At 64.3% G+C, this 13648-nt stretch carries 11 protein-coding genes; 7 read left to right on the plus strand and 4 right to left on the minus strand.

Annotated elements, in window-relative coordinates; translation table 11 throughout:
• Positions 1-130: 130 nt before the first annotated feature.
• The 7 genes from GA0061098_RS35745 (at position 131) to GA0061098_RS35775 (ending at position 7621) form a co-directional block, all read left to right on the plus strand.
• Positions 131-1315 carry a substrate-binding domain-containing protein gene (locus GA0061098_RS35745; protein WP_165637814.1) on the plus strand — a complete coding sequence of 395 codons (1185 nt, stop codon included), beginning with the start codon at positions 131-133 and terminating at the stop codon, positions 1313-1315.
• Between the two features lie 165 nt (positions 1316-1480).
• Complete coding sequence (locus GA0061098_RS35750) at positions 1481-2995, plus strand: amidase (protein WP_091966110.1); 1515 nt, start codon at positions 1481-1483, stop codon at positions 2993-2995.
• A gap of 32 nt (positions 2996-3027) precedes the next feature.
• Positions 3028-3885 (plus strand): branched-chain amino acid ABC transporter permease, encoded by an 858-nt coding sequence (locus tag GA0061098_RS35755; protein WP_028141883.1) that lies wholly within the window; start codon positions 3028-3030, stop codon positions 3883-3885.
• A 2-nt stretch (positions 3886-3887) separates the two neighbouring features.
• Complete coding sequence (locus GA0061098_RS35760) at positions 3888-5105, plus strand: substrate-binding protein (protein ID WP_091966088.1); 1218 nt, start codon at positions 3888-3890, stop codon at positions 5103-5105.
• Between the two features lie 6 nt (positions 5106-5111).
• Complete coding sequence (locus tag GA0061098_RS35765; protein WP_091966089.1) at positions 5112-6212, plus strand: branched-chain amino acid ABC transporter permease; 1101 nt, start codon at positions 5112-5114, stop codon at positions 6210-6212.
• Positions 6202-6933 carry an ABC transporter ATP-binding protein gene (locus tag GA0061098_RS35770; protein WP_091966090.1) on the plus strand — a complete coding sequence of 244 codons (732 nt, stop codon included), beginning with the start codon at positions 6202-6204 and terminating at the stop codon, positions 6931-6933. Before GA0061098_RS35765 ends, GA0061098_RS35770 begins: the two co-directional genes overlap by 11 nt.
• On the plus strand, positions 6926-7621 hold the full coding sequence (locus tag GA0061098_RS35775; protein WP_028141879.1) for a branched-chain amino acid ABC transporter ATP-binding protein: 696 nt from the start codon (positions 6926-6928) through the stop codon (positions 7619-7621). Before GA0061098_RS35770 ends, GA0061098_RS35775 begins: the two co-directional genes overlap by 8 nt.
• A 758-nt stretch (positions 7622-8379) precedes the next feature.
• On the opposite strand, the gene GA0061098_RS35780 is transcribed toward GA0061098_RS35775, so the two are convergent.
• The 4 genes from GA0061098_RS35780 to xerD form a co-directional block, all read right to left on the minus strand.
• Entirely contained in the window at positions 8380-9228 is an 849-nt protein-coding gene (locus GA0061098_RS35780) for a protein NO VEIN domain-containing protein (protein ID WP_091966091.1), read from the minus strand.
• 148 nt (positions 9229-9376) lie between these two features.
• Complete coding sequence (locus GA0061098_RS35785; RefSeq protein WP_165637815.1) at positions 9377-10942, minus strand: L,D-transpeptidase family protein; 1566 nt, start codon at positions 10940-10942, stop codon at positions 9377-9379.
• 444 nt (positions 10943-11386) lie between these two features.
• Positions 11387-12349, minus strand: a complete 963-nt coding sequence (locus GA0061098_RS35790) for an acetyl-CoA carboxylase carboxyltransferase subunit alpha (RefSeq protein WP_018320570.1) — start codon at positions 12347-12349, stop codon at positions 11387-11389.
• A gap of 339 nt (positions 12350-12688) precedes the next feature.
• Positions 12689-13645 carry a site-specific tyrosine recombinase XerD gene (gene xerD / locus GA0061098_RS35795; RefSeq protein WP_091966093.1) on the minus strand — a complete coding sequence of 319 codons (957 nt, stop codon included), beginning with the start codon at positions 13643-13645 and terminating at the stop codon, positions 12689-12691.
• Between the last annotated feature and the right edge of the window lie 3 nt (positions 13646-13648).

Below are 13648 nucleotides of genomic sequence, written 5' to 3' on the forward strand. Positions count from 1 at the left end.
CTGCATCTATATGCACTTCAATTCTTGAATATTCAATATTTTCAAAATAGGATCATTGCACAACAAAAGGGCGGAAGCCGCGGCCGCCTGCTCAATGTGCTTTCAGGTCTGGTGCCAGACAGGAGTTGGCGTGCGCGCGACGGTAAACTTCCCGGCTCATGGCGGTCCGGCGTTGCCACCGTCTTTGCTGTTCAGGAATCTGTCGTCCGCGGCAGCGGATTTCGACCTGTCGCCATTTGACATCCACGTCATGAAACGCCGCGGCGCCCGCAACAAGCTGCGCATCGGCAATTTCCTCACTTTCACCGGCTCACCCGGAATCTGGGGCCCGACCTCCACCAACAGCGCCATGCTGGCGGTCGCCGAGATCAACAAGCGCGGCGGCATATTGGGGCGCGAGCTCGAGCTCTCGATCTACGATTCCGGCGGCCCGATCGAAGACGTCGTGCAACGCGCCGAGCAGGCGATCGCCTTCGACGAGGTCGACCTGATCATGGGCTCGCATATCAGCGCCGTCCGTGTTGCCTTGCGCAAGGTCACCGGCAACCGCATCCCCTACATCTACACTCCCGTCTACGAAGGCGGCGAGCGGACGCCGGGCGTGATGGCGATCGGCGAGACGCCGCGCTGGCAGAGCCGCCCCTCGATCCACTGGCTCGCGGACGTCAAGAAGGCGGCGCGCTGGTACCTGATCGGCAGCGACTATGTCTGGCCCTGGCAGTCGCATCGCGCGGTGAAGCGCTACATCAAGGAGGCCGGCGGTCAGGTCGTCGGCGAGGAGTTCGTCCCGGTCGGCGAGGATAATCACGAGCCGCATCTGGCGCGCATCCGCGCCGCCAAGCCCGATGTCGTGCTGATCTCGCTGATCGGCACCGACAGCATCACCTTCAACCGCGCCTTCGCGGAAGCCGGCCTTGCGACCTCGACGCTGCGGCTTGCCGGCGCGATGGACGAGACCGTGCTGCTCGGTATCGGCGCCGACAACACCGAGAATTTGTTCTGCGCCTCCGGCTATTTCAACTGCATGGCCTCGCGTGCCAATGACGAGTTCCTCAGCGGCTACCAGGCCATGTTCGGCCCGCACGCGCCGCCGGTGGGCTCGGTCGGCCAGTCGAATTATGAGGGATTGCGGTTCCTGGAGTCGGTGGCCAACCGTGCCGGCTCGCTGGCCTTTCGTCCGCTGCTGAAGGCCGCACGCAACACCGTTTACTCGGCGGGCCGCGGTCCCGTGGTTCTTCGCGACGGGCGCGCCGAGATGCCGATGTACCTCGCTGAAGCCGACGGTCTCGACTTCAAGATCATCAAGACGCTTTGAGGGGCGGTTGTTGATACGTCGTAGCGGCTTTGCGAAATAATACTTGAAAAGGAAAATATTTCCGTCTGTAATATCGACGCGAAGCCGAACGGGCCGCGCTTGTGCAAGCGCGACCGCGAGACTCCGTCCAACGCCAGGGATCAAGAAGCCTCAGAGGAGAGCGCCGTGACAGTTGTCCTTCCCACCCCCGCCCAACTTCGAAGTGTCGCCGAGCAATGCGGCCTTTCGCTCACCGATGACGACGTCACCTCGTTCCGTGGCCTGATGCAGGGCTCGATCGAGGCCTACAATCTCGTCGCCGCGATGCCGGACGAACTGCCCGAGGTGAAATATCCGCGCACCCCGGGCTATCGCCCCTCGGCTGAAGAGAACCCGCGCAATGCCTGGTATCGCAAGTCGACCGTGAAGGGCGCCGCCAGCGGCAAGCTCAAGGGCAAGACCGTCGCGCTGAAGGACAACATCATGCTGGCCGGCGTTCCCATGACCAATGGTTCGTCGACGCTGGAAGGCTATGTGCCCGATTTCGACGCCACCATCGTCACGCGCATGCTGGATGCCGGCGCCGAGATCGCCGGCAAGGTGCATTGCGAGCACTTCTGCCTGTCCGGCGGCAGCCACACCGGCTCCTACGGGCCGGTGCATAATCCGCACAAGATGGGCTACTCGGCCGGCGGGTCGTCGTCGGGCTCGGGCGTCGTGGTCTCGCTGGGCGAGGTCGACATGGCGATCGGCGGCGATCAGGGCGGCTCGATCCGCATGCCCGCCTCGTTCTGCGGCATCTACGGCATGAAGCCGACCTGGGGTCTCGTGCCCTACACCGGGATCATGCCGATCGAGATCTATGTCGACCATACCGGGCCGATGACGGCGACGGTCGCCGACAACGCGCTGCTGCTCGAAGTGCTCGCCGGCGACGACGGCTACGATCCGCGCATCAAGTCCCCGAAGGTCGAGGAATACACCAAGGCGCTCGGCCAAGGCGTCAAGGGCATGAAGATCGGCATCGTCAAGGAGGGCTTTGAGCAGCCGACGGCCGAGGCCGCGGTGAATGAAAGCGTGCGCGAAGCGGCAAAGCGCTTCAAGGATCTCGGCGCGACCGTCGAGACGGTGTCGATCCCGATGCATCTCCTGGGCGGCGCGATCTGGACCCCGATCGGCACCGAAGGCCTGACCCAGACCATGATGTTCGGCGACGGCTACGGCCTGTCCCGCGGCGATCTCTATTCGACCTCGCTGATGGATTTCCATCGCGGCTGGCGCCGCCAGGCCGATTCGCTGTCGGAGACCACGAAATTGTTCATGATGCTCGGCACCTACATCAACAACAATTTCGGTCCACGCTTCTACGGCAAGGCGCTCAACATCTCGCGCCGGCTGACCGCGGCCTACGATAAGGCGTTCGGGGACTACGATCTGCTGCTGATGCCGACCACGCCGATGAAGGCGACCAAGCTGCCGGAGCCCAATGCCAGCCGCGAGGAATACGTCGCCCGCGCGCTGGAGATGATCTCCAACACCGCGCCGTTCGACATCACCCATCATCCCGCGATGTCGCTGCCCTGCGGCATGGTCGATGGCCTGCCCGTCGGGCTGATGCTGGCCGGCCGGATGTTCGAGGAGTCCACCATCTACCGCGCCGCGCACGCCTTCGAGCAGATCGGCGACTGGAAGAAGATGTGAGGCACTGATGCAGCTCGACGGAAACGCCACGCATGGCTAACGCGTTCGTCGCAGCGTTCGAGATCCTGAGCTTTGGTGCGATCATCGTCCTGATCGTGCTGGGGCTCGGGATCATCGCCAGCATGATGGGCATCTTCAACTTCGCGCAGGGCGAGTTCGTCCTGCTCGGGGCCTACATCACCTATCTCGCCTACGCCAAGGGCCTGCCGATCTGGGCCGGCATGGTCGCGGCGCCTTTCGTGGTCGGCGCGCTCGGCTTCGTGCTGGAGGCGCTGATCATCCGGAGATTCTACGCCGCGCCGATCGTCGCCATGCTCGGCACCTACGCGCTAGGCCTGATCATCCGCGAATCCGTGCGCGGCCTGATCGGCGGCTTTTATCTCACCGTGCCCGAGCCGATCGGCGGTTCGATCGATATCGGCGCCATGCACATCTCGGCCTGGCGCTTCACCATCATCGTCATCACGCTTCTGGTGATGGCCGGCTGCTATCTCCTGCTGTCCCGCACCAACTTTGGTCTGCGCATGCGCGCCACGCTCGAGAATCCATCGCTGGCGCGCGCCTCGGGCATTTCCACGCCCCTGATGTACGGCGCCACCTTCGCGTTCGGCTCCGCGCTCGCCGGTCTCGCCGGAGCGCTGATCGTGCCGGTGTTCAGCCTCTACGCCGACCTCGGCCTGCGTTTCCTGATCCAGGGTTTCGTCGCGGTCATGGTCGGCGGTGTCGGCTCCTTCATCGGGCCGGTCGCGGGGGCCGGCGTCATCGGCACGCTCAGCGCTGCGCTGCCCTGGGTGATGGCGCCCGTCGTCGCCGACGTGCTCGTCTTCGTCCTTGCCATTGTCTTCATCAAATTCCGCCCACAGGGCCTCATCGCTGGAAAAGGGGTTTAGTCATGTTCGATCGCACTCAGCTCTCACGTCGCCGCTTCCTCTCCAATTTCGCCTTTGCCTCCGGCGCGGTCGCAACCGGGGTCGGCAGCTGGGTGATCCCGGCGCCTTGGGCCAATGCCGCCGAAGCACCGATCAAGGTCGGCATCGCCACCGATCTCACCGGCCCGATCGCCTATGCCGGCAACGCCGACGCCAACGTCGCCAAAATGGTGATCAAGGAGATCAACGCCGGCGGCGGCCTGCTCGGCCGTCCGCTCGAGCTCTACATCGAGGACACCGCCTCCAACGAATCCGTCGCCGTCGGCAATGTCCGCAAGCTGATCCAGCGCGACAAGGTCGACATGGTCCTGGGCGGCATCACGTCCTCGATGCGCAACGCGATCAAGGACCCGATCGTGGCGCGCGGCAAGACGCTCTACATCTATCCGCAGCTCTACGAGGGCAAGGAGTGCACGCCCTATCTGTTCTGCACCGGGCCGACGCCGGCACAGCAATGCGACGAGTTCATTCCCTGGCTGATCAAGAACGGCGGCAAGAAATTCGCGCTGCCGAGCGCCAATTATGTCTGGCCGCACACGCTCAACGTCTACGCCCGCAAGGTGATCGAGGCGAATGGCGGCGAGGTCGTGTTCGAGGAATACTACCCGCTCGACCAGGTCGATTTCTCCGCGACCGTCAACCGCATCATCTCCAACAAGGTCGACGTGGTCTTCAACACCGTCATCCCGCCGGGCGTCGGCCCGTTCTTCAAGCAGCTCTATGAAGCCGGCTTCCTCAAGAACGGCGGACGGCTCGCCTGCGTCTACTATGACGAGAACACGCTCAACATCAATCAGGCCGCGGAGATCGAGGGACTCGCCAGCTGCCTCGATTACTTCAAGGTGCTGACCAAGGAGAACCCGTTCGACGCCAAAATCCAGGCGGCCTACGAGAAGGATTTCCCCGGCAACTTCCTGTTCGCCGCCGGCAGTGCGGCGACCGGCACCTATCGCGGCCTGAAGCTGTGGGAAGCCGCGGTGAAGGAGGCCGGCAAGGTCGACCGCGAGTCTGTTGCCGCCGCGCTCGACCACGCCAAGATCGCCGAAGGCCCCGGGGGACCTGCCGAGATGGTGCCGGGCAAGCGGCACTGCAAGATGAAGATGTACACCGCGGTCGCCAAGGGCGGAAACTACGAGATCGTCGGGCGCAGCAACGGCCTCGTCGATCCCAAGGAATGCTGATTTGGAATGCTGAAGTCGATGGGCGCAGTGAAACGGGCGATCCCCGCCGAGATCGGCGGGGAGGCGGACGTCGTCATGGATAGCGGCGGGACGGCGAGGCGAGCGTCGGCGCGAAAGGTGCTGCCGATCGTCGAGGGCGTCGTGCTTGTCGCGGCGCTGCTCGCGCCGCTGCTGCTGCAGGACTATCTCACGGTATTCGCGACGCGCGTGATCATCCTCGCGCTGTTCGCGCTGTCGTTCGATCTGGTCTGGGGCTATGCCGGCATCATGAGCTTCGGCCAGGCCCTGTTCTTCGGCTCGGCCGGCTATGGTGTGGCGCTGCTCGCGCGCGACCTCGACATCACCAACATCTTCCTGGTGTTGCCGGCGGGCACCATCATCGGCCTCACCTTCGCGCTGCTGCTTGGCGGCTTCCTGCTGCTGGGCCGGCACCCATCCAGCGTGATCTTCGTCTCGCTCGGCACGCTGACCGGCTCCTACGCCGCCGATCGCCTCGCGCGCGGCTGGTATTATCTCGGCGGTCAGAACGGCATCCCCTCGATTGCGCCGATGTCGCTCGGGACTTACGAGTTCACGGAAGGGCCGGCCTTCTATTATCTCGTGCTCGGCATCCTCGTCGTGGTCTATCTGCTCTGCCGCTTTTTGGTGCGCTCGCAGTTCGGCCTCGCGCTCGCAGGCCTGCGCGAGAACGAGCAGCGCATCGCCTTCTTCGGCTACAAGGCGCAGCATCTGAAGGCGATCATCTTCACCATCGGTGGCGGCGTCGCCGGGCTTGCCGGCAGCCTCTATGCCTTCCACGAAGGCTTCGTCTGGCCCAACATGGTCGGCGTCGTCGTCTCGACGCAAGTGGTGCTCTATGTGCTGTTCGGCGGCTCCGGCACGCTGATCGGCGCCGTTATCGGGGCCGTCATCGTTGAGGGCGTCAGCTTCTGGCTCTCGGACAATTATCGCGATATCTGGCCGATCATTCTGGGCTTGTTGCTGCTGCTCGTCATCCTGTTCCGCCCGCTCGGCCTGATCAGCTTCGTGCTTGGGGAGCGCGAGCGGGTCGGCAGCTTCGGTGCCAGGGCCAAGGAGAGCGTCAAGGAGAATCGCGATGCTCCTTGAGGCCGCCGGCATCACGAAAATCTTCGGCAAGCTCACTGCGCTCGACGGCGCCGCGCTCACCGTCGGTGCCAACGAATTCCACGGCCTGATCGGTCCGAACGGCTCCGGCAAGAGCACGCTGATGAAGTGCATCGCCGGCGCCGAGGTGCCGACGCAAGGCAAGGTGTCGTTCGTCAATACCGACATCACTGCGTTCACGCCGACCGAGCGCGCCCGGGCCGGCATGAGCCTGAAATTCCAGATCACATCCGTGCTGCCGTCACTGACGCTGTACGACAACATCCTGCTCGCGCTGCAGGCGCAGTCCTCGCTGGTTGACCTCGTGTTCTCGCGTACCCGAGGCGCGCTGCACGATCAGGTCATGACCATGCTGACGCAGTTCCGCCTCGCGAATCGCGCCTTCGAGGCCGCAGCGGCGCTGTCGCACGGCCAGCAGCAATGGCTGGAGATTGCGATGGCGCTCGCCGGCAAGCCGAAATTGCTGCTGCTCGACGAGCCGACCGGCGGCATGAGTCTCGAGGAACGCCGCGTCACCGGCGAACTGCTGCAGCCGATCAAGCAGCATTGCTCGCTCGTCATCGTCGAGCACGACCTCGATTTCATCCGCGACATCTGCGATCGCCTCACCGTGCTCGACCAGGGCAGGGTGCTCGCGTCCGGCACCGTGTCCGAGATCCAGGCCAACAAGGCCGTCCAGGAGATTTATCTGCGCCGTGCCTGAATTTTTGGACATTAGACATCTCGACGCCGGCTATGGCCGCAGCCAGGTGCTGTTCGACGTCACCCTCGGCATTCCCTGGCGCGGCGGCGTCGCCGTGCTCGGGCGCAACGGCGCCGGCAAGACCACGCTGATGAAGACCATCGTCGGCGAGCTGCCGGCGTGGAAGGGTGAGGTCGCCTTCGACGGCCGCGACATCAGCCGCCGCGCCACCCAGGAGCGCGTGCGCGCCGGCATCGGCTACGTCCCGCAGGAGCATTCGGTGTTCGCGCGCCTGTCGGTGCGCGACAATCTCGCCGTCGGCTCGCTCGCGAGCAAGAAGGCTGACGCCGTCGACCAGGTGCTGACCATCTTCCCGAAGCTCGGCCAGCGCCTCGACCAGCCCGCCGGCACGCTGTCCGGCGGCGAACGCAAGATGCTGGCGATCGGCCGCGCCATGCTGGGCGATCCAAAGCTGCTGCTGCTGGACGAGCCGACCGAAGGCGTCTGGATCGGCGTCATCGAGGAGATCACCGAACGCCTGATCGAGCTTGCCAAGAGCATCGCCGTCATCATCGTCGAGCAGCACCTCGACCTCGCGCTCCGCGTCGCCGACTACGCCTACGTGCTCGACCGCGGCAGGGTCGCGCTGCAGGGAGAGGCGGGCGAGGTGCGGGGCAATCCGGAGCTGATGCGGTATCTGGCGCCGTAGGAGGCGCGTGAAGCGCGCCGCTCCCGCACCGACCTCAGCTGTCATGCTCCGCGAAAGCGGGGCATCCAGTACGCCGCGGCCTCTCGACTGAACTACACCCGTCTCTGGAATACTGGATTCCCCGCTTTCGCGGGGAATGACGGCGGAGATTGGAGCGCCATCCTCGATTCAACTGTCAAACAGCCCACACGACATCGCGATCCCGCAGCGCCCAGCGCTCGGGTTTTGCTTCGCTTCTGGCGCCCTTCGAATCGGAAGGGCGCAGGGAAGGCCGGGTACCGGGCTGGCACCCGCAAGCCCCTGTGCAATGATGCGTGGATAGACGCTCACAGGGGAGACACAGGTGCAGCCCGATAACCGGCCTTCCCTGCGCAGTGGGTTTACGGCTTATGTCGCGCTCTCCCCGGGGAGCGATGCACTATTGCCCCCGTCGCCTCGCAGATCGCTGATGTGCGCAACCCGGTCGGGCACGCACACCACCGCGGAGACTTGACGCCAGCCTGCGGACGCCAGGACCACACGATTTTGCCGTACGCGGCCGGCCTGTCGTACCGCGCCCGCTGATCGCTCACGAGGAGACCCCGCCCTGCGACCGCATCTGGCGCCAACACCGCCGGCGTCCACCGCAACTCATCCCACGAACCGTGACGATCGCGACCCGCCCCTTCCGGAGGGATGAGATGGCGAGGGAGTATAGGGTGTGTCGCGGTTCGGGTAAAGAGAATTATTGTTATCCGAAGGGTGGAGCTTGGGAAAGATTATCTTGGTTCCGCAGAGTATGTGGTTGGCGTCATGAAGAGCGCATCCTCAAGCGGTGGAGCGATTTCGAACATCTGCGCGTGGTTCCGAAAGTGAAAGACGCGCCGGACTCGATATCTGTCTCTTCTCTCCGCAGCAACGTCGACTTCGCGTTTGGTGAGCCAAAATGGCGTGCGTTCGTGCCCGCACGTCGTCTTGATCTCCAGTAGCCGCTCTTGCCCATCGGGTTCAAAGGAACGGACATCGTACCCGTAGCCGTCTCCGTCCAGATCGGAAACCCACCGAACGTCGTCGGCGAGATCTTCACGTCCAGCTTGTCGGAGGCGAATGCGCTCGAATTCTACGACAAACTTCTCTCCGGCCTTCCCCAAGTCGCGATTTCTGGCATCTCTCTCCGCAGGATCAAACTTTCCGACAAGTTGGCGGATCGCAGGCGGCAGCACTTTATCCAAATCGGTGAACTGTGGGGGAGCAACGAAGATCGTGTCGTCGTTCAGTGCTAGCGGTTGCGTATCTGTACTCGCCGGATATAGAAAGTTTGGCTCGCGCCGAATATTGCGTTCGACAGCCGGCACTAGCGCATCCTGATAGTGCGCCAGTGGCTTGTAACCGTTGATCCACTGCGCGCCCAATACGTCCAGAACTGCAGAGATGTTCTGGAGCTTGCGTTCGATTGATCCTTTGGATCGACGGACGGTCGTCATGAGACGCCGCCAATTGTCTGCCTTGCTGTAGGCGATACCCGCCTTTTCGGAGGCCAGCATTCGGAAATAGCTGTCGACCACGGCGGAGATTTCAGTCTCCGTCCAAGGCGTTCCTGCAATGCCTTCGATCTGCTCGGGGTCCAAGCTTCTGCCTCTCGAACCCGAAGCGTATCAGGGGATCAATCGGGCGCAAGGTTGGCACTGGGAGCGCAGCAGCGAGCATCCTCCGCCTCCGCGGATAATGACGGTGTCAGCTCGGCTATATCGAGGAAAGCGCGGCTCCGGCCGCCGCTTACTTCATCGCCCCAAAGCGGCTGTCGAACGAGTTCGACGACACCACCGGCGCGGCGCCCATGATCTGCGTCGCTTCACTCGCACCATCCGTCACCGACGGCTTCAGCGCCGGGCGCGTTGCGGCGAGGCGGGTGTCGGGCTGCTTTGCCGGTTCGGCGGGCCTGGTCGCCACGGTCGCAGCCGGCTTCGGCGCTTCCTTCGCCGCATCCTTGGATTTGTCATGCCCCGGCACGAAGCGGGTCACGGCGGCCTTGAGCCGCGACGCTGCGGTCGGCGGCGTCGTGGTCGTGGTGGCCGGGGCCACGGATGCCGTGGCTTGCGGCGGCGGGGTGGTGGCCGTGGTGTCGGATGAGCCCATGCCCATCTTGCGGCCGAGGTTGGAGAAGAAGCCGCCGGATTTCTCGTTCGTCGGCGCGGCCGTGGCGACGCGCGTGCTGCTCGCGGGTGCGCTGACGGCGACCACCGGCTCTTCCTGCGGCGCAGGCGCGGACGCCGCGCTGTCGAGGTTCGGCTTGGGCGGATTGACGTGGCCGGGGATCGTGCCCGGCGCCTTGGCCATCGCCAGCATCTGCAGCGTGGTGCCTTCGGCACCTTCGGACAGGCCGGTCGAGCCTTCCGGAATTTTTGCGGCAAAGATCTTGTTCATGCCGCCGTCGATGCCGGTGTTCATGCGCGCCACCGGCGTGCCCTTGGCGACCAGCTTGGCGTATTCCGCCTCGTCCTTGGCTTGCTTGCCCCGCACGGCGGCGACGACGTCCTCGGGGATCACATAGGCCGGGCACTTTGCCGAGGCGTCGAACACCGGATCGCGCTTTGCGTCCGCGGGCTTCGCCGCGTCGAAGACGTACTTCTTCTCGCAGAAATCGACCTTCGGCTCCTGCCGCGTCACCTCGAAATGATCATAGCCTTCCTTGATCATCTTCCAGAACGGCATGTTCGGATTGTTCCGGTGCTTGGCCATGTTCACCGGCGTCATCTTGAACGGATAGGCCTGCAGCTGGAACGCCTTCTGGCCGCCGAAGAAGGATTCGCGGCCGAGCGAATAGATCTCCGCGATCTGCTCGTCGGTCATTGCGTAGCAGCCGCGCGAAGAACAGTCGCCATGCACCATCAGCTGCGAGCCGGTGCGGCCCAGCGCCTTGTCGAACGCGTTCGGATAGCCGGTGTTGAACGAGAGGTAATAGGCCGATTGCGGATTCATCTGGCTCGGATTGATCGAGTAGAATCCCTCCGGCGCCTGGCGGTCGCCTTCGCGCACCTTCGGTCCGAGGTCGCCGGACCAGCGGCAGATCGGATAGGTCTTGAGCAGCGCGAACTGGCCGTTGCGGGCCTGCTTCCAGACCTCGAGCTCGGCCTCCTGCTTGAACAGGCGGACCAGGATCGGCGATTGCAGGTCCATGTCCTTCTCGACCATCGCGGCGAGAAGCTTCGGCGGCACCGGCTGGTTGGCCTTGGCATTGGTCGCGAGCGAGACCTGGTCGGTATCGCAGCCGGCCAGCAGGATGCTGGCCGTCATCAGCGCGACCGAAGCCAAAAGCGCGCGAGCAAGCGAACGAGAAATCAAGATGGACCCCACACCGTGCCGGGCAGAGAGCGCGAACCCCAATTCTGATGGAGCATGATCCGACCGGAGAACCGGACCCGTCGTGACGGGCTTTTTCAGCTCACGCCCCAGCGCTTATGCCCTGAAGCCATTGATTAAAATTCTAACCTCTGGGTCATGTGGTCGCAACCCGAGCGGGGATCACGAGCCCGTTGGCCCATCGGCATGGTCAACGAAGACTGAATGGACGCGAGTTGGGACGGAACTTGGGCTTTTCGGCCCGACTGGGACTCAGATCGCTGATTTGGGCAAAAAAAGGGTTAACGGGCGGTTACCGGGGGGTGCTCGAGAGGTCTCGTAGGGGGGGCAAGGCGCGAAGCGCCGTGCCCACGAGGCGGTCCTAATAGTTGGCAGTGGTGGGCACGCTTCGCTTTGCCCACCCTACGGCACCGGAATCGCAGCGAATCAGCCCAGTTTCCGTCCGATATCGAGGAATTTCTGCCGCCGCTGCTTGCGGATGGCATCCCCGTCCAGGCCGCGGAGCTCGTCGAAGGCCTTGGCGATGGCATCGCCGGTGGTGGCGATCATGGCGGCGGGGTCGCGGTGGGCGCCGCCGACCGGCTCCTTCAGGATGCTGTCGATCACCCCGAAGCGGAGCATGTCCTGGGCGGTGATCTTCATGTTGTTGGCGGCTTCCTGGGCCTTGGTGCCGTCGCGCCAGAGGATCGAGGACGCCGCTTCCGGCGAGATCACGCTGTAGATCGCGTGCTCCAGCATCAGCACCTTGTTGGCGGTGGTAATCGCAATGGCGCCGCCCGACATGCCCTCGCCGGTGATGATGGCGACGTTCGGCACCGTCAGCGCCATGCAGGCATCGGTCGAGCGCGCGATCGCTTCGGCCTGGCCGCGCTCCTCGGCGCCGATGCCGGGATAGGCGCCGGCGGAATCGGCGAGCGACAGCACCGGCAGGCCGAACCGCTCGGCCATCTCCATCAGCCGCACGCATTTGCGATAGCCTTCGGGGCGCGCCATGCCGAAATTGTGCTTGATGCGGCTCTCGGTGGAATCGCCCTTTTCCTGGCCCATCACGCAGATCGCCTCGCCGCGGAAACGGCCGAAGCCGGCGACCAAAGCCTCGTCCTCGCCGAACTTGCGGTCGCCGGCGAGCGGGGTGAATTCGGTGATCAGGCCCTTGATGAAGTCGTTGAAATGCGGCCGCTGCGGATGTCGCGCGACCAGCGTCTTCTGCCACGGCGTCAGGTTCTGATAGAGGTCGGCCAGCGCCTGCGCCGCCTTGTCCTCGATCCGCCCGATCTCATCGGAGATGTCGGTGCCGGAGGCCGCCAGCGTCCGGAGCTCGTCGACCTTGGAGTCGAGCTCGGCGACGGGCTTTTCGAAGTCGAGATAGCTGCGCATCTGGTCTTGCATCAACTCAATATAGGGAGGACGGGGCGAGGCGGCGAAGCGGATTTAGACCGGCGGAAAGAAGTGTAACCTCTTCAATGAGTTGACCTGTGTGTTGCGAGCGGGCCCGTCAAATCATGCGAAGGCCCCGGCTCTTTCTGCGGAGAAGTGGCCGAAGTCAAGGCGGTTTCGGTCCCTGCTGTCGTCCCCGCGAACGCGGGGACCCATAACCACAGGGAGAAGTTTGGCGGAGGCTGGCAGTGAAGCGGCCTTCCCGAGGTACTCGCACCACCCCTCGCGGATAGATCACGCGGTATGGGTCCCTGCGCCCGGGCGCAAGTGCGCCCTAGGCAGGGACGACAGTTACTTCTCCGCCAGCGGGTGCAGGTCGCGCACCAGGCTCTTCAGCCGCTCCTCCACCACATGGGTGTAAATCTGCGTGGTCGAGATGTCGGTGTGGCCGAGCAGGGTCTGCACGATGCGCAAATCGGCACCATTGTGCAGGAGGTGGCTGGCAAAGGCATGGCGCAGCACGTGCGGGGAGACCAGCCGCGCCTGCAGGCCCGAGGCGACCGCGAGCTCCTTGAGGTCGCGGGCAAAGTGCTGGCGCGTCAGATGTCCGCTCTCGCCGAACGAGGGGAACAGCCACTTGGAAGCGGCGAGGCTGTTCTTCTTGTCGCCCTTCGCAGCCTCCGTCGCCGCGAGATAATCCGCCATCGCCTGGCGCGAGGCCTCGTTGAGCGGCACCAGGCGTTCCTTGTTGCCCTTGCCGCGCACCACGATCATGCGGGCGTCGCGCTTGGCCGCCGAGCGCGGCAGCGCCACCAGCTCGGAGACGCGCAGACCCGTGGCGTAGAGCACCTCGAGCAGGCTATACAGCCGCAAAGCGCGCAGCCGCTTCGCGGGCGAAGCATCCTCCGCCTCGCTCAATTCCTTGGCGCGGCGGAGCATGCGGTCGACGTCCGAGATCGACAGCACCTTCGGCAGGCCGCGGCCGCGCTTGGGGCCGGACAGGATCGCGGCGGGATCCTCAGCTCGGATGCGCTCGTTGAGGAGAAAACGATAGAGATGCCGCATCGCCGACAGCCGCCGAGCGACGCTGGTGGATTTGAAGCCGCGGGCATCGAGATCGGCGAGATAATCGCGCAAATTTTGCGTCTCGGCGTCCGCAAAATTATGGCCGGCGCGGCCCAGGAATTCCGAGAAATCGGTGAGGTCGCGGCGATAGGCGTCGAGCGTATTGGACCCGGCGCCCTGTTCCGCCGCGAGCATGTCGAGGAACAGGCCGGTGAGCTTGGCATCTGAGGGCTGGGTAGGCATGCC

Source organism: Bradyrhizobium shewense (assembly GCF_900094605.1).
In the GTDB taxonomy this organism is placed as follows: Bacteria; Pseudomonadota; Alphaproteobacteria; order Rhizobiales; family Xanthobacteraceae; genus Bradyrhizobium; species Bradyrhizobium shewense.

Bases quoted from the DNA above. Each gene is read 5' to 3' on its own strand.
- GA0061098_RS35755 (WP_028141883.1), top strand. From the start codon at position 3,028: ATGGCTAACGCGTTCGTCGCAGCGTTCGAGATCCTGAGCTTTGGTGCG.
- GA0061098_RS35760 (WP_091966088.1), top strand. From the start codon at position 3,888: ATGTTCGATCGCACTCAGCTCTCACGTCGCCGCTTCCTCTCCAATTTC.
- GA0061098_RS35765 (WP_091966089.1), top strand. From the start codon at position 5,112: ATGCTGAAGTCGATGGGCGCAGTGAAACGGGCGATCCCCGCCGAGATC.
- GA0061098_RS35770 (WP_091966090.1), top strand. From the start codon at position 6,202: ATGCTCCTTGAGGCCGCCGGCATCACGAAAATCTTCGGCAAGCTCACT.
- GA0061098_RS35790 (WP_018320570.1), bottom strand. From the start codon at position 12,349: ATGCAAGACCAGATGCGCAGCTATCTCGACTTCGAAAAGCCCGTCGCC.
- xerD (WP_091966093.1), bottom strand. From the start codon at position 13,645: ATGCCTACCCAGCCCTCAGATGCCAAGCTCACCGGCCTGTTCCTCGAC.